Here is a 23,216-nt window from a genome sequence, read left to right on the forward strand (position 1 = left end):
AGCAAAAAGGGAAACCCCCTATTGCTATCGACTGCTGCGCGACCTACGCTGAAGACTTCCAGTCAATCAGGAAGACGCCATGGTGCTTCAGCGCCCCGTATCCGCTTTGGTATTGGCCTTTGTCTGCGTATTCGCCGGTGCAGCCACCGCCGCGAGCCTCGCAGAACAACGCGAGCTGTTCCTCGCCGCCGAACAGGCGCTCGCACGCAACGATCATCACACCTTCGCGAAGCTGGAAAAGCAACTGCGCGACTATCCGCTGCATCCCTACCTTGAATATCGCCTGCTACGGGAGAAGCTGTCGAAGGCAAAGGCCGGCGACGTGTCGCGCTTCCTGAAGAAACACGAAGGCACCCGCCTGTCCCGCCTGCTGCGCATGCTGTGGCTCAACGAGCTCGGCAAACAGAAGCGGTGGAACGAATACCTCGCGTTCTACGAGTCATCGAGCGCCAACGAAAACCGAGAGTGTTATTACGCCAATGCGCTGATCGCGACCGGCAATACGAAAGCCGGGTTCGCGGGAGTGCCGGCATTGTGGCTGTACGGCAAGTCGCGCCCTGAATCCTGCGACCCGGTGTTCAACGCTTGGACCAAGGCCGGTAAGCGCACGCATGACATGACCTGGCAGCGCATCAAGCTCGCGATGGATGCGGGCCAGTGGCGCCTGGCTGAGTATCTGGGCAAATCGTTGCCGAAGAGTGATCAGGTCTGGGTGCAGCGTTGGTCAAAGCTGTATCAACAGCCACGCACAGTCACGAAAGTGACCTTCAGCGAGAAACATCCATATCGCGAGGCCATGTTCCCGGCGGCAATTCGTCGCCTGGCGCGCTGGGACGGCCCCGAGGCGATGCACGCCTGGGAAACGCTGAAGGCGCGCTACGATTTCACGCCGGAACAGGTCCGCGAAACCGAGCAATACATCGTGCGCAACCTGGTCAGGGTGCCGGGCGACGAGGCGTATGAGTTCATTCACAGCGTCGACGTCGGCAAACAGGACCTTCCGGCACACGAGGCGCGCATCCGTTCCGCGCTGTTGCGTGAAGACTGGCCACAGGTAATCGAGTGGATCGCCGCTCTGCCGCAGGACGAGCGCAACCAGGAAGGTTGGTTGTACTGGCTGGCACGCGCATTGGAAGGCAAAGGTGACAACGACGTGGCCCACGCGCTGTATCAGCGGGTGGCGAAAGAGCGCAGCTATTACGGCTTCCTCGCGGCCGACCGCATCGGCGTGGCCTACCACCTGTTTCACGCGGATACGCCGGCATCGCCGCAACTGTTGAAGATGATCGAGGCCATGCCCGGGGTCAAACGTGCGCGCGAACTGTTTGCGCTGGAGCGCTGGAGCGATGCCCGCGCGGAATGGCAGATCGCGACCAAAGACCTCGATTCCGATCAGTTGAAGGCGGCCGCCAAACTGGCCAAGGTCAACGGCTGGCACGACCGCGCGATCTTCACCCTGGCACGCACCGACTATTGGGATGACCTCGAGCTGCGTTTCCCGCTCGAACACACCGGCTTGGTCGACCAAAACGCCGCACGTCAGGGTATCGACAAGGCATGGATCTACGCGGTGATGCGCCAGGAAAGCGCCTTCATGAGCAATGCCCGTTCACCCGTCGGCGCCATGGGCCTGATGCAGTTGATGCCGGCGACCGCACGCACGGTATCGCGCAAGATCCTCAATCGCACGCCGCCGAGCCGCTACGAATTGCTCCAGCCGGATACCAATATCGAACTCGGCAGCGCCTATCTCAAGCACGTCAAAAGCGAGTTGGGCGACAGCGCCATGCTGGCGACGGCGGCATACAACGCCGGACCTCATCGCGTGAACCGCTGGTTGCCGCAACGTACGTTACCTGCGGATATCTGGATCGAACTGGTGCCGTTTAGCGAAACGCGCGGCTATCTGCGCCGGGTATTGGCCTACACGGTCATCTACGAAAGTCGCATGGGCAAGAACCCGACGCGCCTGAACGACCGGCTACATCCGGTTCCGCCGTCGTTAAACCGCTTGGGATCTTCGCAGACCGCCAAACGCAACGGTGATTCAGCCGGCTGACGATCCGTCTCCGGCCGTGCCGAGCATACGATCGCGCACGGCCTTGACCTCGGCGGGGTCCATGCGTTTGATGAGGTGGGTCACGTAGTCTTCGGCGCGTTTGCTGCCGTTGATGTGGGCCAGCGTCAACCACTGCAGGGCGGTCACATCGTCCTGTGCAACGCCCTTGCCCTCCATCAGCATCTTGCCCAGCGCGAACTGCGCCGTCGGCATACCCTGATCGGCGGCCTTCATGTACCAGTCAACCGCCTTGGCGATATCTTTTTTTACGCCGAATTGCGCAAAGCGATACATGGTGCCGACCACGTATTGCGCCTTTGCCGAACCGCATTCGGCGGCTTTCAGATAGAAATCGCGGGCGCGCCCCTCGTCGGCCTCGACGCCGGTGCCGTTGGCATACATCCAGGCCAGCGTGATCAGGGCATTTTCATGGCCCTGCACCGCCGCCTTCTCGAACCAGGCGCGCGCCTGGTCGTAGTCGAGCCCTACGCCGTCTCCGTTGCCGTACATAACACCCAAGCGAAACTGGGCCTCGGGATTGCCCGCCTTGGCCGCCTTACGGATTGCCGCCTCGGCGCGTAGCTGGTCGGGATTGAAGGTTGCGATGTGTTCTTGATCTGACATGCGCAACATCTTCGCATGTCGCCCACATGGGCGCGAATAGTCCACATGTTGCGCCGCTTGTCGCAGCACCTGGGCGTTTTGCCGTAACCGCGATGTGGGATTGAGGTAAAACGCCAACCCGGCCTCGACCTACAGGAGACCGCGAGGCCTTTGACACAGCAACGTATGCCGCAGACTTCGCTTTCGCCCATCTCGCCAGCCTTGAATGAAACGTCGTATAACTCAGCCCCACACCCAGCCGGCATTTCGCGCCGCCGGGTTTGCGAGCTAGGCCGAAGACACCTTTTTTTGCGGGGTTTTGGCGGTGCGGCGGGTGAACTGGGCGCTGATCGCATCGATCAGCTTGCGCTCGGAGACCACTTCATAGAAACGACGTCCCTGGTCGTCGGTATCCAGCAGGCGACGCCCCATCCACAGCTTGACCAATTGCTCGCGGATGACCAGCCAATGACTGTCACCGTCGACCTCGGCGCATTGCCCAACCCATAGCGTTTCCGGCGCCTTGCTGCCCTTACGCTTCAACCGCGCCTTGTGCAGCGAGACCTCCACATGCAGTTGGGCGAACGACGCGGCATCCAACTCGATACCGTTGACGTTGTAGCGCACCACACTCTCGCCGAGGCGGTCAGCGTCCTCACCGGTGACCGGCATGGCCACGCACAGACCTCGCCCGCTCGGTGTGCGACACGCCTTGCGCAGGGGCACGTGGCACTGCGCCAGGTGCTTCGCGCGCAGGATTGCCGGCGAGATCATCACGCGATGCCCTTCGTCGAAAAGGTAGGTCGGCGGCTGATCAACGTAGGAAATACCGATGCCCAATTCGAGTGGCGACAGGCCCAGGCGGTCGTTGGTCGAATTCATCAGGTCGACCAGGTCCAGCAGTGCGCGCGCGAAACAGCAGGCACGGGCAACGGAAGGAAACGCGCCACCGCCGCCACCGTGCTCGTCGATCGAAAACAGCAGGGAATCGCTCTCGATCAGTACCTTGAGCGCGCCGAAGCGGTGGGCCAGCGTCGAAACCGGGTCGTAGTAGTGCCGGCTGAAATGCGCCGCAGGGTTGAGATTGCGCTCACGCAGATCGCCGACCAGTCGGGACACACCGCGAACGTCGACATGGATCGTCACATGCCCGACCACGCTGCCACGCGCATCGACCGGCTCGGTCGAGGGCACGAAGCTCTGCAGCGTATTGTTGGCGCGCGACAGGGCCTTTTCCTGCTCATCGTGCAGCAGGCGCAGCGCATCGGCCCCCACCATGAATCGCCAGGCAAGTTTCAGATCGCGGCGCAGTCTCAGAAAGTCACCGACGAAGCGCGCCAGCACCTGTTGCTTGCCGGCTGTGGCCTTGCGCCGATACTTGCGACGCAACGTTTCGATCTGGCGAATGACGGCCTGCGGGTCGGCGTTACCTTCGAGCGCAGCCAACCGGCGCAGCAGGTCGCGTCGGTTGATCGCGCCTTTGAGGAAATCGAAGACCGGTGTCTCGGCATCGCTCAGGCCGAGTGTCGGGTAGATCGCGGAAAGCTCATATGCCGCGTACACCGCGTCGATCAATCCCGCATTGGTCAGTGCCGTGCTGAGTTGTCTGTTGAGTTTGCGCTGCAGCGAATCCACCGCGCGGTGGTGCCAGCGATCCGATCGCGGCCATACCGCATCGCTGCCGCCGAGCAAAGCCACGGCATTATCCGGCAGGTCGAGCCAGTTACCCGATACGTCGCTCAGTTCGCTCGGTCCCACCAGGCAACGCACCCGATTCTCCGTTTCGACGAATCCCTTGGCCATGCCCCGATCGCGACGTACAGCGACCACCAGGCGATCGATCTGCTGGTTGGCGTTGGCCAGCTCGACGTTCTCCGGCAGCCAGGGTTCGAACAGTTCGAGCAGGCAACGGTTGACCTTGCACATGGTCTCGGTGTCGAACAGCAGGATCGGATACACGCGATTGAAGTCGCGGATTCCGCCGACACCGTCGAGCTGCAACACCGGATTGGCCAACATCTGATCCGCAATCGGCCAGGACACGCCGAGCACCGCCTTGCGGATATTCTTCATCTCGCCGCGTTCGAGCCGCATCAGCTCGGCGAACAGCTTGCGCGCCACCTCGAAGCGTACCGTGGACGCATGGCGTGCCAGCGTCACCGACAGCTCGTGCAGTTTCAGGCTGCGGCCGGCCGATTGGGTGACGGTATCGTTGCGCGTGTTCTCCAACTCGTCGCGCAAGGCATCCATTTCGTCATCGACCGCCTGCAGCAGCACCTTGGTGACCGCCACCTGGAACAGCTGAACGCGCTCGATGCCATGCGACTCGCGCGACTTCTTCACGACCAGCGCATGTTGATCGACGACGACTCGGTCGAACGTTTCGACGATGGCGTCGCTGAACGGGGTCTCCGGGCGCTTCCATAGGCGATTGACGCGTTCGCGCACCAAGGCCCGGGCGAACGTGGCAATCGCCTCTTCGAGCAAGGGATTGAGGGTGACATCGATGTGGAAGCCGTCGGCACCGCGCGGAAAGCGCTCAAGACGCAGGCGCCGGAATTTCGGGCGATCGAAACCGGATTTGATCTCGTCCGGTTTGGGCAGCGGTCGCGCGAAGGGCCGTATCATGGCGACCGCCGGCGTTCGGGGTCGCGATACGCGTCGCGGTCGGCTGAGAACATGGTTTAGGGGCCGGGCGCGATCAGCGCGCGGTCAGTGCCTGGATAATCCGATCTTCCATTTCGATCCGCACGGCAATCTCTTCGCCGAGCTTGCCGAGATCCCGGTCGAGCTGATGCAGGTTCAGTTCGTGATCGGAGGCGTCGTACTTGTCGTTGAATTCCACAGCGACCTCGGAGGCCTCGGCGATGCGCGGGTAGACCTCGCGGGCGACCTCGACCACGCGCAGCCGTCTTTCGCGGCCGGCGACGATGCGTTCGTAGATTTCAAAGTGCCCGAATGCAGAATAATCGACCAGAACCTGGCAGAACTCCTGCAAAACATTAGGGTTGGGCGTCGAATCGGAAAAAGGTTCCAGCCCCGCAACCCGACAGAACATCATCAACATTTCCTGGCGCTCATCGAGCAGCTTACGCACCATTTCATGTGTGCCGCCACGACGATCTGATTCTTTTGGCTCACTCACGGTCATTGTTTTTGCTCGTCTTTACCCTATTCTCTCCCGCAGCCTTAGTTTACCCTGAAACGCATCGGCGTAAACCGGGCCCTGAAAGCAGTCACACCAAGCTGTGGTCGGAAGGCTTTCGATGCGGCCGCCGTACGGAATATTTTGGTTGTGAAAAAGCTCCTCCCGATCGTTGTTCTGGTCTCGTCGATGTCGTCGATCCAAGGCACGGCACTGGCTTACTCGGGCTACACCGAAGACAACCCCTTCGTCGAAGCCATGCTCAGAATGATGGAGGTGTTCGGCCTGATCGACCGCAGCCGGCTGCCGCTCGGCGTTCCCTACCTGCCGAGCTACGGCACGCCGATGATGTACGGCATGAGCGGCTACGGCCCAAGCGCGTTCGGCGGTTATCCGGGCATGTCGGGTTTCCCCGGCATGACAGGGTTCCCGGGGATGACGGGAGTTCCGGGAATGACGGGGATCCCGGGAATGTCCGGTTATCCCGGCATGAGCGGTTTCCCCGGCGGGTGGCCGGGTGGCGGCTACCCGATGCCGTCCTATCCGATGACCGGTTATGGAAATTTCGGCAGCTACGGCCAACAGGCGCCGACCGCACGCGCCTACCTCGATGGAGCCTGGGAGACCGACAAGGGTGGCGTGGTCATCATTCGCGGCAACCTTGCGCGGCTTTACCTCGACCGCGAACAATATCAGGACTTCACGCTCGGCTATGATCGGTCGCATCTGTGGTGGAAGCCCTACCAGGGTGGCACGGCCAATACCTATCAATACGAGATGCGCGACGGGCGCATGGTGATGCGTGATGCAGACGGCAACTACCTGCTGCTGCGTCGCCGCAAATGAGCTGACGGGCGCGCTTCGCCGATATTCGATACCCCAAGGCCCGAATCAGGATCAAGACGAAAGGTTGAACACGCACCCATGAGGATTGAACGCATTGCCCTGATCGGTGGCTCCGGATTCGTCGGCCGGCACCTGGTACATCACCTGCACAATCGCGGCTATCGCTGCACGGTCGTCACACGGCACGCCCACCGCCACAAAGAGCTGCAACCGGTCGCCGACCTGGTCGAAGTAAACCCTTTCGACGCAAGAGCCTTGAGCTCCGCACTGCGCGGTTGCGACGCCGTGGTCCATCTGGTGGGAATACTGAACGCCGGGCGAAAACAGGATTTCCGCCGGGTGCATGTCGAACTCGTTGAGAACGTGGTCGGCGCGTGCCAAACCGCAGGTATCAAGCGTTTTCTGCACATGAGCGCACTCAACGCCGACCAGGCAAGCGGCAGCAGCCAATACCTGCGAACCAAAGGCGAAGGCGAGAATCGTGCGCACACCCTGGGGCAATCGCAGATGGCGGTGACCAGCTTCCGCCCCTCGGTGATCTTTGGCCCGGACGACAGCTTTTTGAATCGATTCGCGCAACTGCTGCGCATCCCTGGCCCCCTGCCCCTGGCCTGCCCCGAAGCACTTATGGCGCCGGTTTACGTCGGCGATGTCGTGCAGGCATTCGCCAATGCCCTCGAAGACCCGGCCACCTACGGCAAGCGTTACGAATTGTGCGGTCCCGAAAGCTACACGCTGAAACAGCTGGTGGCGTTCATCGCGCAGCACAGTGGTCGCCGCAAAATGATCATCGGACTCCCCGACTGGCTGTCACGCCTGCAGGCAGCAGTCTTGCAGTTTGCGCCCGGTAAGCCATTCACCCCGGACAACTACCAGTCACTGCAAACGCCCAGCGTGTGCACCTCCGACGGCCTTTCCGAACTGGGTATCGACGCCACATCGTTGGCGAACGCCGGCGCACGCTTTCTGCGCGGCGAGGACAAGAACCGCAGCCGAATCCATCGGCGCATGTTCAGCGGCCGCTAGCGATCTCCAGCACCGCCGGCGAGCAGTCAAGGTCGGCATGACCGGACGAGTTCGTTGCCGCGAGCAGGCTTTGCAGGCAACGCTCACGCCTTTCCGGCGCTTCAGCCCCCAACTGTCGACTGGCGGCATGAAAACGCGCCATATCACCACTCGCGACATGCAGCAGGCGGCGAAACGCGGGCTCCAGGCGATAATAGGTGTTCACGCTGGCCAGCCGGGCATTGTTGAGCGGTTGTGAGAACCAACGATCATAGCCGCTGTAGCCGCCCCAACGTTGTTTCAGCAGCTCGTAGTCGGAGCGCAGTTGGTCAAACGCAGCCTGCTTGTTCACCAGCAACTCACTGTTTACCTGACGTGAGGCATACAGCTCGCCAAGTTGTTCGCGCGCACCGGCGAGCAGATCGAGGAAAGCCAGGCGGCGCTGTTCGTGTTCCTGGTACTCGGCCAGTGCCGCCGCATCGTTGCGCGATGCCAACCAGCGGCGCACGCCCTCCTTCTCGACAACTGTCGCGTACGCCTCGTTGAAGGCACTGTCGTCCATGACATATACGGCCTCGTGCGCCCACTCGTGAAACATCAGGCCGGCGATATCCGGTAACGGCCAGTGGATCACGGTGCTGGGCAGCGGATCGTCGAACCAGCCGAGCGTCGAATAGGCAGGCACCGGTTCGACCGCGGTATCCCACCCCTCAGCTCGCATCTGCTCGGCATGCTCGGTCGCATCCAGCTTGTCGAAATAACCGCGATAGGCGGTACAGCCAACGAACGGAAAACACCACTCGTACGGCTGCAGGTCGTCGACCGGCGCCGCCACCAGGCTCCACACCATGGCTTCGCGGTGCACATCGGCGTAGTGGCGAAAACTACCGCTCTCCGGCAGCGCCAATTGATCAATGGCGAAGCGGCGCAGCGGGCCGATCTCGGCAAGGCGCTCACGCAAGCCGGCGTCAGTTTGCGGGTCGGCGATAACGTCCGGAGTCGGACGCGAAGCGGACATCACGCCCATCTGCCCGCTTATGGTCTGGGCGTAATACGAAACGCTGCTGCAACCGCCGGTCGCGAGCAGCAGTACGATCAAGAGGCATCGTGGCCACGCCATGTCAGATCGGGAAGAACACCGCCGATGCGACGCTCTGGATCACGTTCTTGATCTTGCGATTACTGCTCTCGGCGACCACCTGGGCCATGTGGTCCTGCAGGCCGATCAGCTTGCCGGCAATGCGCTCAAAACTCAGATTGCCGCTGCCTTCAAAAGAATTGCTCAGCAGGAACAGTCGGCCGTCGACGCGCCGGTCGTGGCCGAGCTTCCAGAAGGCGATCTCGAAGTTTCGAGCCAGGTAGTGCAGCTTCTGCGGGTCGAGCCTGTCCGGCAGGTAGAAACGGCTCTTGCCGCCGTAGCCGTCGAGCAACATCGTGTACATGCCGTAGGTGAAGGCGGCGACCCGGTCACCGTGAAATGTCTCGTCGAAGGCCAGGCTGATCGCATCCGACGAGCGCTTGTTCTGCAGACCGGGATAGGGATTTTTGCGCGCCGGGCCGAACAGGGTCTTGAGCGCAGCGGCGGGCGACGCATGACCGGCGCGCCGCCATTCATTCGGATTGCGCACGTACAGCTTGCGTGCCAGCTCGCGCAGGTACTTCATGCTGTGACGCACATTGACCTCGGCGACCATGTCGACGTCGGCCTTGGCGATGTCGCTAAACTCGAAACCGCGGCCGCGCACCGGCTCATCGCGCCCCGAATACGACTGGCAGCCCGCCAACGTGAGCACCAAGACCATCAAGCAAACCCGTTTACAAACGATCACGCAGATCCCTCGTGCGAAAACCCAGCAACTGACTATCGGTATCGCGCGCCAGCGCCATGACTTTAAATCGTTCGCCCATCTCCGTCGGCAGCGTAAGCTTTTTGACGCCCTGCATCAGCTCCAGATGCCGCTGCAGATCGTTCGGATCAGACGCGCCGAGATGACGGTCCAGACCCGCATCGATCAAAAAGTGCGCCTGGGTCGTGTAGCCGGCGACGTCAAAGCCCGTGGCGAGCGCAGCGCGTGCCAGCGCCGTGAAATCCACGTTCGCGGTGATGTCCTGCAATCCGGGCAGCAGGTAAGGATCGGCGTAGGCGCGGTGTCGGTAGTGACAGATCAAGGTGCCCTTGTTGCGTTCCGGATGGTAATACTCGTGCCGCGTATAACCATAGTCGATCAGCAACACATACCCGCGCTGCATGCGATGCCCGACGGCATCCAACCACGGTCGCAGACGCAGATTGATCTCCGACTCATAGCCATCGCCCGGCAGTTGCCCGTCGGGCCAGATCGACTGCAGGGCTTCGCCAAGACCGCTGCTGCGCAACGCATGCCAGTCGTCCGCAAAGCCGGCGCCATCGACCACGACCGATAACTCCTGCCATGCGTCATCCTGTCGGCGGAAACGATGCACCGGCATCGCATCGAGCAGCTCATTGCCGATGACAACACCGTTGAAGCCGCTGGCCGGCAGCGCGTCGAGCCAATGCACGCGTGACACCAATTCAGGCACTTCGCGCTGCAGCGTCTCCTGCTGCCGCTGCTGAAGCTCGGCACTCAACTCGAGAATCAGGTAGCGATTGGGCAGGCAATCCAGATCCTGCAACGCTGCCAGCAGTCCGGCCGCCATGATGCCGGAGCCGGCGCCGAACTCCAGCACATCACCACCGTCGAGCTTGTGCAGACATTCGGCCACCTGGTTCGCCAGGCAGCGTGCAAACAGCGGCGAGGCCTCCGGCGCCGTGATGAAGTCACCCTGCTCGCCAAACTTCTGCCGCCCGTTGACGTAGTAACCGAGTCCGGGGGCATAGAGCGCAAGTTCCATGAAGCGATCGAACGGCAGGCTGCCGCTGTTTGTCTCGATCGCCGCACTCAAATGTGCGTGCATCGCCTGGAATACCGATTGTTCGTCGTCGCTCAGCGTCGGTAACTGCAAGTCGTCGGCTCTCTGAAGCAGGCGACAACTCAACTTGTTGTCGCGATGGATACGGGTTGCGTGGCGGGATACTGCGCGCAGTTTAAGAAAAACCGCAGGAGCGCGCACGGCACGCGGTCGAATTCCGGGCGGCGTGACGTTCCAGGCGCGATCTGGTGTAGTGTGCGCTTGGGTCCACAAGGGAGGCAGCGAGTGCAGGTTTCCGACAGTCTGAAGGGCAAGACGGCGTTGATTACCGGCGCAGCAGCACGCCTTGGTGCGACCACGACGCGCTACCTGCACGCGGCCGGCGCCAATGTCGTGATCCACTATCGCAACTCGGCGGACAAGGCGGCGGCACTGCGCGACGAACTGCTCGCGGTGCGGGCCGGGTCCGCGATCGTCGCGCAGGGCGATCTCAATGAACCGCAAAGCTGGGCAAAGTTGGTTGCAGAGAGCAAGACCATCAACGGCCATCTCGACATCCTGATCAACAACGCCTCGAGTTACTACCCGACGCCGATCGGTGAAGCCACCCCCGAGCAATGGGACGACCTGGTCGGCAGCAATGCACGCGCACCGTTCTTTCTCGCCCAGGCAGCAGCCGAGGCGTTGCGCGAGCGGCGCGGCTGCATCGTCAATATGGTCGACATCCATGCCGACCGGCCGAACGCCGACCATCCGATCTACTGCATGGCCAAAGCGGCCAATGCGATGATGGTCAAGGCACTGGCACGCGACCTTGCGCCGGACGTGCGGGTCAACGGGATTGCACCCGGCGCGGCGCTGTGGCCGGAAGGCTACCTCGCCGATGCCGACAAACAGGAAATCCTCAAACGCATCCCAATGGGCGAGCCGGCAGGCGCCGAGCAGATCGCCGAGGCGGTCATGTTCATGGTGACCGGGCCGCACTACATCACCGGCCAGATTCTCGCCGTCGACGGCGGTCGCAGCGTGCAGCAATAGCGGCACGCAGAGACGTCAGCGCTTGGTGCCGCCGAGAGGCTCGGTTGCAGCGTCCTGAGAGCCCACCCATACCCGGTTACGGCCACCGCGCTTGGCCTCGTAACAGGCGCTGTCTGCGGCATGCAGCACGTCTTCGGGCGAGCCGTGCTCGGGCGAGATAGCGACCAGCCCGACACTCACCTCGATGCGATGCAGTCCGCGTGAACCCGTGTATTCGTAGCGCTCGACCACGGTGCGTATGTTTTCGGCAATCGCGCAGGCATCCAGAAGCTGACAGTCTTCGAGGATCACCGCGAACTCGTCGCCGCCGATCCGCGCGACGGTATCCACCGCGCGCACCTCCTCGCTCAGCAACACACCGACATCGCGCAGAACGCGATCGCCGGCGCGATGGCCCTCGGCATCATTGAGATCCTTGAAACGATCGAGGTCGAGAAACAGCAGGATGCACGACGCGCGCTTCTGCTTGACGCGTGGCAGGATCTTTTCCAATCGCTCCATGAACGCATGACGGTTCACCAGCCGGGTCAACGGATCATGCCTTGCGAGCCAGGTAACGTGCTCGCGCGCGTTCATCTCCTGGCGGGCACTGCTGACGATCATGCCGGTGAAGGTCACGACCCACAGCAGGCTGATATCCAGATAGATGATACCCAGCTTGGTCTGTGCGAGGCTCTCCCGTGGCAGCCACAAGGACGACAGCAGGATCACAACCAGCGCCGCCATACCCAGGGTCAACACCGGCAACTGATCGCCGCGCTGGGCGATCAGGACAAAAACCGGGATCAACAGAAACAGCACCAATGGGGATGTGATATCGACGACCTGCAGCAACCCCAAGGTGCTGACGATCACGACCAGGGAGAGACCGGCCAACAGCTCGATCAATCGCCGGCCGGTCACGCGCAGCGAACGCCGCGCGACAGCCACCAGACCGAAGCCACCGACCAGCAGAATGCCGACGCTGTTGCCCAGCCACCACAACAGCCACAAACGCACCAGGTCGAGATCGCTGCCGCCGAGCAGCACGAACGCGATGCTGCCGGCGGTCGCACTGAATACCGGCCCGAGCACGGGGCCGACCGCGACGAACATCAGCGCATCGCGCAGGTGACGCAGACCAGGGTCGACGTTCACCCGCCGCATCAGGTAATTCGGCACACCGGCTTCAAGCATACTGGCCACCGCCGAGATCGCCGCAATCTCCAGTGGCACGCCCAGTTGCCAGCCGAGCAACAGCATGGCCGGCAGGATCGCCGCCAGCAGCGACCAGCCGAACCAGTACACCATCGCGAATGCGAACCCGGATGCCGGCCACACGGGGCTGATACCGGTTTGCGCCGACTGCAACTGCAAGCCGGCCATACCGAGCAGGTAGTATCCGCCGATAAATACGATAAAAAGCCCGACCCGATTCAGGCCGGTTATCAAGACCGTTTTTCGATCCGCACCATCATCGTGGCTCAATCCGCCTCCTAGCCGGTTTTGAACAGCCATGCTGGATCATCCAGCTGCTGCAAACCTTCCTTGTTTTCCATCGACATCCGCTCCCATAAGGAGCGATAAGTTTCCCTGAGTTCGGGATGCAATTCGTCACCCGCCACATCGACCAGCGGTGCCAGCACGAAGGCATAGCGCGTGATCTCGTCGCGCGGCAGCACCTTGCCGCCCTCGTTCGTCACTGCATCGCCATAGGTCAGCAGATCCAGATCCAGCGTTCGCGACGAAAACTTCGGGCTGCTGCGTTCGCGTCCGTGACGCGCCTCGATCTCGCGCATCAGCTGATGCAGCCTGGCGGGCGGCAGCTCGGTGTCGAACCCCACTACCAGATTAAAGAACGCGTCGCCGCAAAAACCAACCGCAGGTGTCTCGTACACCGGAGACACGATCACATCACCGAAACTATGCCGCAATTCGGTCAGCGCACCACGAATGTTATTCTCACGATCGATGTTGCTGCCGATGCTGACCCACACTCTCGGCACTAGTAGCGTTCTCCACGCTCGATAATCACCCCGACGTCGGTGGCACTGCGTACCGCGCCCTTCTTGTTGAGCGTGAGGCGTACCCAGCGCACGCCGTACTCTTCGCGGATGATCTCGGTGCAGCGTTCGGCCAATGTTTCGACCAACTGGAACTCACTCTCGCTGACGAACTGGATCAGGCGCTTGGCGACCGACTTGTAGTTCAGCGTGTCCTTGATGTCGTCGGTTTGGGCTGCCCGCGCGATATCCGCGCTCATTTCGAGATCGAAAATCAGCGTCTGGCGGGTGCGACGCTCCCAGCCATAGATGCCGATCACGGTATCTATACGCAGGTCACGCAGAAAAACGATATCCATAGTGGCAGTTGCATCGGATGTAGTCTGAAGGTTGGGATGTTATCAGGTCGTTTCCTTGACCGTGACAGACAGCTGTCGCCTAATGCGCGCTCATTCGGCAAACACACGTGACCATGCTCGATCCCGTCATCATCGTTGGCGCCTACCTGCTCGGCTCGATCTCGAGCGCGATCATCGTATGTCGCCTGATGGGACTGCCGGATCCGCGTACCGAGGGCTCGAACAACCCCGGCGCGACCAACGTGCTGCGCATCGGCGGCAAAAAGGCCGCGGCGATAACGCTGCTCGGCGACAGTCTGAAAGGGGTGATTCCGATGCTCGCCTGCCACCTGTTCGATCGCAGCGAATCGGTGTTTGCGCTAACCGCAGTGGCGGCGTTTCTAGGCCATTTATACCCAGTGTTCTTCGGCTTCCGCGGTGGCAAGGGCGTTGCGACGGCACTCGGCGTGCAGTTCGGACTCTACTGGGCCTTCGGCGCCGCGGTCGGCGCCACCTGGCTGTTCATGGCCAAGGTGGCCAACGTGTCGTCGCTGGCGGCGTTGATCTCGATGGCGCTCGCCCCGGTCTACCTGTGGTTTCTGTGGCCATCCAACGAACTGCTGGCGATGCAGATCTTCGTCAGCGTGGTGCTGTTCTGGCGGCACCGCAGCAACATCCGCAAGCTGCTCGACGGCAGCGAAGGGCGCATCTCGAAACAGTCCGGCGACTAAGCCACCTCACCCCCCGGCGACCAGATCCTGCATCGGCCAGCGCGGGCGGATCGCGAACTCCAGCTGCTCGTGCTGACCGGCGCGCAGACGCTGCCAGCCGGCATACGCGATCATGGCGCCGTTGTCGGTACACAGCTCGGCGCGCGGGTAATAGGCGCGGCCGCCGAGGTCCTGCATCAAACGATCGACACGATCGCGTAACCGTCGGTTGGCACTCACGCCGCCGGCCATCACCAGCGCCTTACTACCGGTCTGTTCGACGGCGCGCCGGCACTTGATCGCCAGCGTGTCGACCACGGCGTCCTCGAAGGCACGTGCGATGTCGGCATGCAATTGCCCGTGCTCGGCGGACGGGACCTCGGCCTCCTGCTGTCGCAAGGTCGTCAGGGCGAAGGTCTTGAGTCCTGAGAAGCTGAAATCCAGCCCCGGCCGGTCGGTCATCGGCCGTGGGAACGAAAATCGTGCCGGATCACCCTGCTCGGCCAGCGCGGCAAGCGCAGGGCCACCCGGATAACCCAGGCCCAACAGTTTGGCGGTTTTGTCGAAGGCCTCGCCGGCGGCGTCATCCACCGACTCGCCCAACAGCTCGTATTCGCCGACCGCGGCAACCCGCACCAGCTGGGTATGCCCGCCAGACACCAGCAGCGCAACGAACGGGAACTGCGGCACATCCTGCTCGAGCATCGGCGCCAGCAGGTGCCCTTCCATATGGTGAACACCGACCGCCGGTACCTGCCAGGCCCAGGCCAGACTGCGCGCAAACGCCGCGCCGACCAGCAGCGCGCCAGCCAGGCCGGGGCCGGCCGTATAGGCGACGCCGCCGAAATCCTGCGCCGACAGGCCCAGGTCGGCGAGCAGCTCGCGCACCATCGGCGCCAGCTTGCGCACGTGGTCGCGCGAGGCCAGCTCCGGCACCACGCCGCCGTAGTCGGCATGCAGCGCGATCTGGCTGTAGACCGCGTGGTCGAGCAGGCCCTGATCGGTGCTGTAGACCGCCACACCGGTCTCGTCGCACGAGGTTTCGATACCCAGCACATTCATCTCATTGAAACCTTTGCATTTGTGATGAGGACGCTTTAAAATTCCGCGCCTTTGTGGGCTCCGGCTTGATTTTTCCGTGTCCGCGAAAAGCCCATTTTAACTGTTTGTCGATTCGAGGAAGCAATGCCGCACGTCCGCGTCAAAGAAAACGAACCCTTCGAAGTAGCCATGCGCCGCTTCAAACGCTCCTGCGAGAAAGCCGGTGTTCTGGCCGAAGTCCGTCGCCGCGAGTTCTACGAAAAGCCCACCTGGGAGCGCAAGCGCAAGGCCGCTGCCGCTGTTAAGCGCTGGCAGAAGAAGGTTGGCCGCGACAGCCGCCGCTTCGAACGCCTTTACTGATCGCAGGCATTTCCCCTGTGCTGAAGCAACAGCTTACCGACGCGATGAAGGCGGCCATGAAAGGTGGCGACAAGCCACGCTTGGCCGTCATCCGGTTGATGCTGGCCGCAGTAAAACAGCGCGAGGTCGATGAGCGCATCGAGCTCGACGACGCACAGGTGCTGGCGGTGCTCGACAAAATGGTCAAGCAACGCCGCGACTCGATTCAGCAATACACCGACGCCGGCCGTACCGAGCTGGCCGACCAGGAAGCCGCTGAGATCGACGTCATCCAGGACTTCATGCCCGAAGCCCTGTCCGAGGCGGAAATCGCCTCGATCATCGATGCCGCTATCGCCGAGACCGGCGCCGAATCCATGCGCGACATGGGCAAGGTCATGGGCATCGTCAAACCCCAGGTGCAGGGCCGCGCCGATGTCGGCCAGGTCAGCGCGCTGGTCAAGCAGAAGCTCGGCTGATTCTCCCCGAACGCCGCGTGCTAGGCTTGCACCATGCCCGGTGCCATCCCCCAGCATTTCATCGATGAATTGTTATCGCGCGCCGATATCGTCGAGATCATCGGCCGCCGCGTACCACTGAAAAAGGCCGGGCGCGAGTTTCAGGCCTGTTGTCCGTTCCATACCGAAAAAACCCCTTCGTTCACCGTCAGCCCGACCAAGCAGTTCTACCATTGCTTCGGCTGTGGAGCGCACGGCACTGCCATCGGCTTCCTGATGGAATACGACCGCCTGAGCTTCCCCGAGGCGATCGAGGAACTGGCGACCTCGATGGGGCTGGAAGTACCGCGCGAAGTCGGCTTCGAACAGGGTCCTGACAACCGCCCGCTGTACGACATGCTCGAACGCGCGGCCCAGCTGTTCGCCAACAATCTGCGCCAGCACCCGGACGCCCCCACGGCGATCGACTACCTGCGCGGCCGTGGCGTCAGCGGCGAGGTCGCCGCCCGCTTCCGCATGGGCTATGCCCCACCCGGCTGGGATAATCTGCTGCAGGCACTGGGCACAGACGACAAACACATCGGCTGGCTGCGCGACGCCGGCCTGATCACCGAGCAGGACAACAAGCGCTACGACCGGCTGCGCGAGCGCATCATCTTCCCAATCCGCGACACCCGTGGGCGGGTTGTCGGCTTCGGCGGCCGCCTGCTCGGCGACGGCAAACCCAAGTACCTGAACTCCCCCGAAACCCCGGTTTTCCACAAAGGGCGCGAGCTGTATGGCCTATACGAGGCACGCCAGGCCGACGCCAACCCCGCGCGCCTGCTGGTCGTCGAGGGCTATATGGACGTCGTCGCCCTGGCGCAATACGGCATCGACAACGCCGTCGCCACGCTCGGCACCGCAACCACCAGCGATCATCTCGAAAAGCTGTATCGCGCAACCCCCGAAGTGGTTTTCTGTTTCGACGGCGACCGCGCCGGACGTGATGCCGCATGGAAGGCGCTGCAGACCGCGCTGCCCCTGATGCGTGACGGCCGCCAGGCCAGATTCTTGTTCCTGCCGGACGGTGAAGACCCCGATTCGCTGGTGCGCAGCATCGGCCGCGAGGCATTTCTGGAACGAATCGCCCAAGCACAGCCATTGTCGGAGTTTTTATTTGAAAAAATCGGCACCCAGACCGATATGGGTACTCTAGATGGTCGCGCACGCCTCGGCGAGCTCGCCAAACCCTTACTCGAACGGCTGCCGGCGGGCCTCTATCGCGACATGATGTTTCAAGCGCTCAATGAACGTATCGGACTGCAGGCAGCTCCGGTGCAGGCGGCTGCAGCCCCCAAACCGGCCCGGCGCGCTCCGATTCGCCGGCCGCAGGGCAGTGTTCCGCCGGTTCGACGCGCTGTGGCCCTGCTGATTCAGAACCCGGAACTCGCCCAGCTCGACCTGCCGGAAGGTTGGCAGAGCTTCGAATCGCCGGGCATCGCGCTGCTGGCCGAGCTGCTGAGCACCCTGCGCACCAGCCCGCAGATGTCTACCGGCGCGCTGGTGGAACGGGCCGACGACGCGCAGACCCGACAGACTCTGGCAAAACTGGCCGTATTGGAGCTCGGCATTCTCGACGACGCCGCCGAACAGTTCCTCGGCACGCTGCGCATGCTGGGGGCCGAGAAAACCCGCGCAGAACGCGAAGCGCTGCTCACGAAGAGTCGTGCCTCCGAGCTCACGGAAGAGGAAAAACAACGACTTAGGGAACTCTATCGTGCGCCGGGTGCCCAATAGGGCAACCATGTTCAGCTAGCATCAAATGACAATCACTGCTATTATGCCCGATTCAATTTTTCTTCCCTTCACCCGCCACGCGGCTGGGTGCAGGGATTTCTGTGTCGAACACTGAGGATCAGATGGACCGCCAAGAGCAGCAATCCAGTATTAAAGACCTGATCGCCAAAGGCAAAGAACAAGGTTTCCTCACCTACGCCGAGGTCAACGATCACCTCCCCGACTCGATCGTCGATCCGGAGCAGATCGAAGATATTGTTCGCATGATCAACGACATGGGCATCTCTGTCCATGAGACGGCGCCTGAATCCGACGACCAGACCCTGTCCGACAATGCCGTGTCGACCGACGACGACGCCGCCGAAGCCGCCGCCGCGGCGCTGGCCACCGTCGACAGCGAATTTGGCCGCACCACCGATCCTGTGCGCATGTACATGCGCGAAATGGGCACGGTCGAGCTGCTGACCCGCGAAGGCGAGCTGCGCATCGCCCGCCGTATCGAAGACGGCCTGAACCAGGTCAGCGCGGCACTTGCCGCATTTCCGCCGGCGGTCGAAAAACTGATCGAACAATTCGATCTGGTCGATGCCGGTGATGCCCGTCTGAATGACGTCATCGTCGGCTTCGCCCTGCCCGATATCGGCGACACGATTCCGAAACCGGCCAAAACCGTTGCCGATGCGACGTCAAAAGACGACGACGATTCAGACGGCGACTCGGACGACGACGATTCCAGCGACGAAGAGCCGGAAGACACCGGGCTCGATCTCGAGCTGGTCGCCGAAAAGGCCAACGATCTGCGCAAGCAGTACAAGGCATGGAAACGCGAACTCGAAAAGAACGGCACCAGCGACAAGTCGCAGAAGTGCTGCGACAAGACGGTTTCCGCGTTCCTCGAGTTCCGCTTGGTGCCGCAGCTGTTCGCCGACCTCACCGACGTGCTGCGCAGCGTGGTCAACCGCATCCGCGAACAGGAACGCACCGTTCTCGATATCTGCGTGAACGAATGTGGCATGCCACGCCGCGATTTCATCGCCTCGTTCCCGAAGAACGAGACCAATCTCGACTGGGTCGCCGAGCAGATCGGTAGCAAGAAGGCCTACGCAGGCAATCTCGAATCGCGCAGCGAAGACATCATTCGTGGTCAGCGCAAGCTGGCAGAGATCGAAGAACTGTGCGGCATGTCGATCAGCGACATCAAAGAGATCAACCGTCGCATGTCGATCGGCGAAGCCAAGGCACGCCGCGCCAAGAAAGAGATGGTTGAGGCCAACCTGCGTCTGGTTATCTCGATTGCCAAGAAGTACACCAACCGCGGCCTGCAGTTCCTCGACCTGATCCAGGAAGGCAACATCGGCCTGATGAAGGCAGTCGACAAATTCGAATACCGTCGCGGATACAAGTTCTCGACCTATGCGACTTGGTGGATTCGGCAGGCAATCACCCGCTCGATCGCCGACCAGGCGCGCACCATTCGTATCCCGGTGCACATGATCGAGACGATCAACAAGCTCAACCGCATCTCGCGCCAGATGATCCAGGAGATGGGTCGCGAGCCCACGCCTGAAGAACTGGCCGAGCGTATGGAGATGCCGGAAGACAAAGTACGTAAAGTGCTGAAGATCGCCAAAGAGCCGATCTCGATGGAAACCCCAATCGGTGACGACGAAGACTCGCACCTCGGCGACTTCATCGAAGACCAGCAGGCCGTATCGCCGATCGATTCGGCCACGATGGAAGGCCTGGCCGAAGCGACGCAGAACATGCTGGCCGGCCTGACCTCGCGCGAAGCCAAGGTGCTGCGCATGCGCTTCGGCATTGACATGAACACCGACCACACCCTCGAAGAGGTCGGCAAACAGTTCGACGTCACCCGTGAGCGTATTCGTCAGATCGAAGCCAAGGCACTGCGTAAACTGCGTCACCCGTCACGCTCCGACAAGCTGCGCAGCTTCCTCGACGGCGACAACTAAGCCGAACGAAAAAGGCCGGCATTGCCGGCCTTTTTGCTATTATCCGTCTCCGCTGTTTTGCGGGTATACGTCGTATTCAACGTTTGGGCCTATAGCTCAGTTGGGTGAGGCCCGACCGTTATGCCAGTGGCATAACGCAGCGGGCCGAACGCGAGGTCAGGACGACCGAGCTGGTCCTCGACCCCATGGATGGGTTGAATGCGACGTAAACACAGTTTGGGCCTATAGCTCAGTTGGTTAGAGCAGGGGACTCATAATCCCTTGGTCCCTGGTTCGAGTCCAGGTGGGCCCACCAATTTCCGACCTCGCGCCTATACGCACGAGCAGGCAAGTTTCTCGCGCCAGTTGAAACGGAACCTTCCGGCAGCCGACCGCATACCCCCTGCTTTTCGACCGGCACCTGCGACACCCGCGCTTTCAATAACCAAATGTCGGCGAGCGCGTGCGGTTCCACGGCATGCGACAGAACCACTTCGCCAACCACTGGCTACGATCAACACCCGCAACGACAAGCCCGACGCCGAGAACACCAATCAACAAGGCGAACCAAGGGGTGAGCAGTGCGGCCTTTGCCAACACGATCAGCAGCACGGCACCAACTGCTATCCATACCTGACGCTCTATCGACGGTATACGCTCAACCCGGCGATGCGGCAGCCCTTCCGCTCGCCATCGGGCAAATCCTCCCTCCACGGGCATTGCGTTCAGCAAGCCCTGGCGATGCAAACGATAGGCGACCTGTTCGGCACGCACGCCGCTCTCGCTGAGCAGATAGATCGGCCTGTCGCAACCGGCCTCGCGATCCAATAGCCGAGCAATGCCGTCTGCATCGACGGTATGAGCGGGCATGGATAGCGCACCTACGGCATGAGCCGCAGCGAATTCTTCTCGATCGCGCACATCGATCAGACAAGCCCTCTCTCCGGCTCGCGTCCAATTGAATAAAGCGCGCGGTTCAACGGTGGAAATAAAGGCAAACATGGCGACCTCCTCTGATCCGACTTGATTCATAGCCGACACCATTGTGGCAAGCAACATTCGCTGCGGACAGCCCGGGTCATTCGGATTTCGGCAACGAACACCTCGATTTATCCGAACCCAGCAAACACCGCTCTTCGAAAAAACCGAACATCCCGTCGGCGTTATCCGAATGGTCCGCTTCCGCAAGATCGACCACGATAACGTCATGCACACGTAGGAGCGTTGACATGCAAGCGAACCTCTCTTCAGACTCGATGACAACCCAAGGCCTCAACGACGCGATCGACCTACTGTCGACCATCGAAGACAACGGCCAGGTGTTGATCAGTTTCTTCGTCGACCTCAGCGCCGGAGAATCCGCCTGCGAAGCATTTCTGCAATCGAGTGCGGAAAAGGCCAGGTTGGGGCTCAGCCCCACGGCAAGGTTCGAGTTCGATCATGCACTGCGTACGATACGCTGCCAGTTACGCATAGCCGACACGGCACGGGTGAAAGGTCTGGCCGTATATGCGCGGGGCTTTGGCGCCGACAGATTTACTCTGTGCTTACCCACCACAGTGCCATTCGAAAATCGTCTGACTGCATATCGGGTGCCCGACACACTTCCGCTTCTCAACATGTTGCAGCACGAAGTCACCTACATGCTGTTGCATGCCACTGAACAGGGCATCGATATCAGCGAGCACAACCTTGGTCATGCGAAGCACCACGCATGGATCAAGCGCGCTGACCTGACATCAGCAGCTCCGTTTGGTCGAGCCGACGATTCACGAGCGGTGGTGAGGCTGAACCAGTGGGAACGCCTGATCCGCAAGGTGGTGATGGGGTCCAACGTACCGCTGGCCCTCGTCGGCAACCCCGACTCGCTCACTGCACTGCATGAAGCGCTGCCACAACGAGCCCTGTGCCGTATTGCACAGACCCTGCCGATTCCTTTCGCGGTAACCCATCATGCAGCGGCCGGGTATGCACGCGCGGCGCTGATCGCCAATGTCAGGCTCGACGCCGCCAAAATGGCCTCGCGCGCCCTGGGCGCAGGCCATGCCCATCTGAACGCACTGATCGGCGAAGCACCGACGCTGGTTGCCTTGCACCGCTCGATGGTCGACACGCTGATCATCGCGCAGGATAAACCGCTCGATGATCAGGCATTGTGGAACCCCAAGATCGAGCTCAGCCGGATCGCACGCCGTCAGGGCGTACGCATCGTGCAGGCCGACAGTGCCGCTTTGAACGACTGCGGCGGGATAGCTTGCCTGCTGCATCAGCAGGTTGAAAGCGTGCAGAATCCTTCTCTGCCGATCCCCCGATACGGCCAGTTGGACCTGGTCGCCTGAACATAGCGTTCGCCGTTATGCAGACCCTCGTCGTCAGCGATCAAGCTGAACTTCGCGAGCAGACGGACAGGTTGCTGAGCTACTACCTCGGCGACCTGGAACGCAATGTCGCAACCTTGACGATCAGCGTAGACAGCGTGCGCGACAGCCTCGACAACGATTTGTACCGATGTCGCGCCGAGGTGCTCTGCACGGATGGTGAAACCATCGTTGTCGACGAGATCCAGGCCGATCTCACGCTGGTCGTCACCCGGCTTCTCGACCGTACGGTACGCACCGTGCACCGCCGTTCCCATTGGGCGGCACGACAACGTCTGCGTTGATTCCCTTTGCGTAAGCGGTAGCGTCACAGGTTGAGCGATCACGCCTGTCATTCGCGACGCCGCCCTGCGCCTACACCGCACCAATCGATCCCGCTTTGTGCGATTCGCCTCCCAGGCCTTCAACACTCTCTGAATGAATTCTCACCTGTCGCCATCCGGAAACAGGTGTGCAGCATCGTATTCAACGCCTGACAAGCGTAGCGACTTGCGAGTCGCCGGCGATGCTTCGAAAAAACCGAGCATTGCGTCTTCTTTATTCGAATTTTGTTTTGCCGATGGCACCCCGACAATCTGTTGCTAACGACGCAACGAACGCATCACCCGGAGGGAACGATGTTCAACCCTAAAGAAGCACTGGCGCTATCGA

Annotated in this window: 22 protein-coding genes and 1 tRNA gene; 12 read left to right on the forward strand and 11 right to left on the reverse strand. The window is 61.5% G+C overall.

Annotated features, from left to right (window positions below; all coding sequences use genetic code 11):
- Positions 1-79: 79 nt before the first annotated feature.
- Positions 80-2,059, forward strand: a complete 1,980-nt coding sequence (locus tag B1781_RS18460; protein WP_078121066.1) for a transglycosylase SLT domain-containing protein — start codon at positions 80-82, stop codon at positions 2,057-2,059.
- Here B1781_RS18460 and B1781_RS18465 read toward each other — a convergent pair.
- The 3 genes from B1781_RS18465 to B1781_RS18475 all read right to left on the reverse strand — a co-directional run bounded on the left by B1781_RS18465 (position 2,048) and on the right by B1781_RS18475 (position 5,813).
- A complete protein-coding gene (locus B1781_RS18465; protein ID WP_164513460.1) occupies positions 2,048-2,683 on the reverse strand; it encodes a tetratricopeptide repeat protein in 636 nt (211 codons plus the stop codon). The two genes, B1781_RS18460 and B1781_RS18465, sit on opposite strands and share 12 nt — an antisense overlap.
- 267 nt (positions 2,684-2,950) lie before the next feature.
- Complete coding sequence (locus B1781_RS18470; protein WP_078121068.1) at positions 2,951-5,290, reverse strand: hypothetical protein; 2,340 nt, start codon at positions 5,288-5,290, stop codon at positions 2,951-2,953.
- Between the two features lie 73 nt (positions 5,291-5,363).
- Positions 5,364-5,813, reverse strand: a complete 450-nt coding sequence (locus tag B1781_RS18475; RefSeq protein WP_078121069.1) for a sigma D regulator — start codon at positions 5,811-5,813, stop codon at positions 5,364-5,366.
- A gap of 144 nt (positions 5,814-5,957) precedes the next feature.
- Between B1781_RS18475 and B1781_RS18480 the strand changes: the two genes are divergently transcribed.
- Positions 5,958-6,653 (forward strand): hypothetical protein, encoded by a 696-nt coding sequence (locus B1781_RS18480; protein WP_078121070.1) that lies wholly within the window; start codon positions 5,958-5,960, stop codon positions 6,651-6,653.
- Between the two features lie 78 nt (positions 6,654-6,731).
- Positions 6,732-7,679 carry a complex I NDUFA9 subunit family protein gene (locus B1781_RS18485; RefSeq protein ID WP_078121071.1) on the forward strand — a complete coding sequence of 316 codons (948 nt, stop codon included), beginning with the start codon at positions 6,732-6,734 and terminating at the stop codon, positions 7,677-7,679.
- Here B1781_RS18485 and B1781_RS18490 read toward each other — a convergent pair.
- From B1781_RS18490 to B1781_RS18500, 3 genes are read right to left on the reverse strand one after another with little or no spacing between them, the layout of a single operon-like run.
- A complete protein-coding gene (locus tag B1781_RS18490) occupies positions 7,666-8,778 on the reverse strand; it encodes an aminopeptidase (protein ID WP_078121072.1) in 1,113 nt (370 codons plus the stop codon). The two genes, B1781_RS18485 and B1781_RS18490, sit on opposite strands and share 14 nt — an antisense overlap.
- Position 8,779: 1 nt before the next feature.
- Positions 8,780-9,460: a hypothetical protein gene (locus B1781_RS18495; RefSeq protein WP_334223782.1), complete on the reverse strand. Its 681-nt coding sequence runs from the start codon at positions 9,458-9,460 to the stop codon at positions 8,780-8,782.
- Positions 9,461-9,473: 13 nt separating this feature from the next.
- Positions 9,474-10,643, reverse strand: a complete 1,170-nt coding sequence (locus B1781_RS18500) for a class I SAM-dependent methyltransferase (protein ID WP_078121073.1) — start codon at positions 10,641-10,643, stop codon at positions 9,474-9,476.
- A gap of 192 nt (positions 10,644-10,835) precedes the next feature.
- On the opposite strand from B1781_RS18500, the gene B1781_RS18505 reads away from it, so the two are divergent.
- The gene (locus B1781_RS18505) at positions 10,836-11,588 is read left to right on the forward strand and encodes a pteridine reductase (protein WP_334223783.1); all 753 of its coding nucleotides are present in this window, start codon (positions 10,836-10,838) and stop codon (positions 11,586-11,588) included.
- A gap of 15 nt (positions 11,589-11,603) precedes the next feature.
- Here the strand turns inward: B1781_RS18505 and B1781_RS18510 are convergent, their stop codons facing one another.
- Genes B1781_RS18510 through folB form a run of 3 tightly spaced genes read right to left on the reverse strand, consistent with a single transcriptional unit; the run spans position 11,604 to position 13,929 of the window.
- Entirely contained in the window at positions 11,604-13,055 is a 1,452-nt protein-coding gene (locus B1781_RS18510; RefSeq protein WP_164513461.1) for a sensor domain-containing diguanylate cyclase, read from the reverse strand.
- A gap of 8 nt (positions 13,056-13,063) precedes the next feature.
- A complete protein-coding gene (gene folK, locus B1781_RS18515; protein ID WP_078121075.1) occupies positions 13,064-13,573 on the reverse strand; it encodes a 2-amino-4-hydroxy-6-hydroxymethyldihydropteridine diphosphokinase in 510 nt (169 codons plus the stop codon).
- The gene (folB, locus tag B1781_RS18520; protein WP_078121076.1) at positions 13,573-13,929 is read right to left on the reverse strand and encodes a dihydroneopterin aldolase; all 357 of its coding nucleotides are present in this window, start codon (positions 13,927-13,929) and stop codon (positions 13,573-13,575) included. Before folB ends, folK begins: the two co-directional genes overlap by 1 nt.
- A 113-nt stretch (positions 13,930-14,042) precedes the next feature.
- Between folB and plsY the strand changes: the two genes are divergently transcribed.
- On the forward strand, positions 14,043-14,639 hold the full coding sequence (gene plsY, locus B1781_RS18525) for a glycerol-3-phosphate 1-O-acyltransferase PlsY (protein ID WP_078121077.1): 597 nt from the start codon (positions 14,043-14,045) through the stop codon (positions 14,637-14,639).
- Positions 14,640-14,645: 6 nt separating this feature from the next.
- On the opposite strand, the gene tsaD is transcribed toward plsY, so the two are convergent.
- Complete coding sequence (gene tsaD, locus B1781_RS18530) at positions 14,646-15,680, reverse strand: tRNA (adenosine(37)-N6)-threonylcarbamoyltransferase complex transferase subunit TsaD (protein ID WP_078121078.1); 1,035 nt, start codon at positions 15,678-15,680, stop codon at positions 14,646-14,648.
- Positions 15,681-15,803: 123 nt separating this feature from the next.
- Here tsaD and rpsU point away from each other — a divergent pair, with 123 nt between their 5' ends.
- The 5 genes from rpsU to B1781_RS18555 all read left to right on the forward strand — a co-directional run bounded on the left by rpsU (position 15,804) and on the right by B1781_RS18555 (position 20,503).
- Positions 15,804-16,019, forward strand: a complete 216-nt coding sequence (rpsU, locus tag B1781_RS18535; protein ID WP_078121079.1) for a 30S ribosomal protein S21 — start codon at positions 15,804-15,806, stop codon at positions 16,017-16,019.
- A 17-nt stretch (positions 16,020-16,036) separates the two neighbouring features.
- Complete coding sequence (locus B1781_RS18540) at positions 16,037-16,477, forward strand: GatB/YqeY domain-containing protein (protein WP_078121080.1); 441 nt, start codon at positions 16,037-16,039, stop codon at positions 16,475-16,477.
- A 33-nt stretch (positions 16,478-16,510) separates the two neighbouring features.
- A complete protein-coding gene (gene dnaG / locus B1781_RS18545; protein WP_078121081.1) occupies positions 16,511-18,235 on the forward strand; it encodes a DNA primase in 1,725 nt (574 codons plus the stop codon).
- A 101-nt stretch (positions 18,236-18,336) separates the two neighbouring features.
- On the forward strand, positions 18,337-20,208 hold the full coding sequence (rpoD, locus tag B1781_RS18550; RefSeq protein WP_334223784.1) for an RNA polymerase sigma factor RpoD: 1,872 nt from the start codon (positions 18,337-18,339) through the stop codon (positions 20,206-20,208).
- Between the two features lie 218 nt (positions 20,209-20,426).
- Positions 20,427-20,503 (forward strand) — tRNA-Ile (locus B1781_RS18555).
- Between the two features lie 122 nt (positions 20,504-20,625).
- Here B1781_RS18555 and B1781_RS18560 read toward each other — a convergent pair.
- A complete protein-coding gene (locus B1781_RS18560) occupies positions 20,626-21,396 on the reverse strand; it encodes a rhodanese-like domain-containing protein (protein ID WP_078121083.1) in 771 nt (256 codons plus the stop codon).
- A gap of 20 nt (positions 21,397-21,416) precedes the next feature.
- Between B1781_RS18560 and B1781_RS18565 the strand changes: the two genes are divergently transcribed.
- Together B1781_RS18565 and B1781_RS18570 are read left to right on the forward strand one after the other, a co-directional pair.
- Positions 21,417-22,526, forward strand: a complete 1,110-nt coding sequence (locus tag B1781_RS18565) for a hypothetical protein (protein WP_125932165.1) — start codon at positions 21,417-21,419, stop codon at positions 22,524-22,526.
- 17 nt (positions 22,527-22,543) lie between these two features.
- Positions 22,544-22,849: a hypothetical protein gene (locus B1781_RS18570; RefSeq protein WP_078121085.1), complete on the forward strand. Its 306-nt coding sequence runs from the start codon at positions 22,544-22,546 to the stop codon at positions 22,847-22,849.
- Positions 22,850-23,216: the final 367 nt, after the last annotated feature.

Source organism: Thiosocius teredinicola, assembly GCF_002009425.1.
Lineage (GTDB): Bacteria > Pseudomonadota > Gammaproteobacteria > Chromatiales > Chromatiaceae > Thiosocius > Thiosocius teredinicola.

What these genes read in the sequence shown, in the direction of transcription:
- B1781_RS18460 (WP_078121066.1), top strand. Translation starts at nt 80, where the DNA reads ATGGTGCTTCAGCGCCCCGTATCCGCTTTGGTATTGGCCTTTGTCTGC.
- B1781_RS18465 (WP_164513460.1), bottom strand. Translation starts at nt 2,683, where the DNA reads ATGTCAGATCAAGAACACATCGCAACCTTCAATCCCGACCAGCTACGC.
- B1781_RS18470 (WP_078121068.1), bottom strand. Translation starts at nt 5,290, where the DNA reads ATGATACGGCCCTTCGCGCGACCGCTGCCCAAACCGGACGAGATCAAA.
- B1781_RS18475 (WP_078121069.1), bottom strand. Translation starts at nt 5,813, where the DNA reads ATGACCGTGAGTGAGCCAAAAGAATCAGATCGTCGTGGCGGCACACAT.
- B1781_RS18485 (WP_078121071.1), top strand. Translation starts at nt 6,732, where the DNA reads ATGAGGATTGAACGCATTGCCCTGATCGGTGGCTCCGGATTCGTCGGC.
- B1781_RS18490 (WP_078121072.1), bottom strand. Translation starts at nt 8,778, where the DNA reads ATGGCGTGGCCACGATGCCTCTTGATCGTACTGCTGCTCGCGACCGGC.
- B1781_RS18495 (WP_334223782.1), bottom strand. Translation starts at nt 9,460, where the DNA reads ATGGTCTTGGTGCTCACGTTGGCGGGCTGCCAGTCGTATTCGGGGCGC.
- folB (WP_078121076.1), bottom strand. Translation starts at nt 13,929, where the DNA reads ATGGATATCGTTTTTCTGCGTGACCTGCGTATAGATACCGTGATCGGC.
- plsY (WP_078121077.1), top strand. Translation starts at nt 14,043, where the DNA reads ATGCTCGATCCCGTCATCATCGTTGGCGCCTACCTGCTCGGCTCGATC.
- tsaD (WP_078121078.1), bottom strand. Translation starts at nt 15,680, where the DNA reads ATGAATGTGCTGGGTATCGAAACCTCGTGCGACGAGACCGGTGTGGCG.
- rpsU (WP_078121079.1), top strand. Translation starts at nt 15,804, where the DNA reads ATGCCGCACGTCCGCGTCAAAGAAAACGAACCCTTCGAAGTAGCCATG.
- dnaG (WP_078121081.1), top strand. Translation starts at nt 16,511, where the DNA reads ATGCCCGGTGCCATCCCCCAGCATTTCATCGATGAATTGTTATCGCGC.
- B1781_RS18560 (WP_078121083.1), bottom strand. Translation starts at nt 21,396, where the DNA reads ATGACGTTATCGTGGTCGATCTTGCGGAAGCGGACCATTCGGATAACG.
- B1781_RS18565 (WP_125932165.1), top strand. Translation starts at nt 21,417, where the DNA reads ATGCAAGCGAACCTCTCTTCAGACTCGATGACAACCCAAGGCCTCAAC.
- B1781_RS18570 (WP_078121085.1), top strand. Translation starts at nt 22,544, where the DNA reads ATGCAGACCCTCGTCGTCAGCGATCAAGCTGAACTTCGCGAGCAGACG.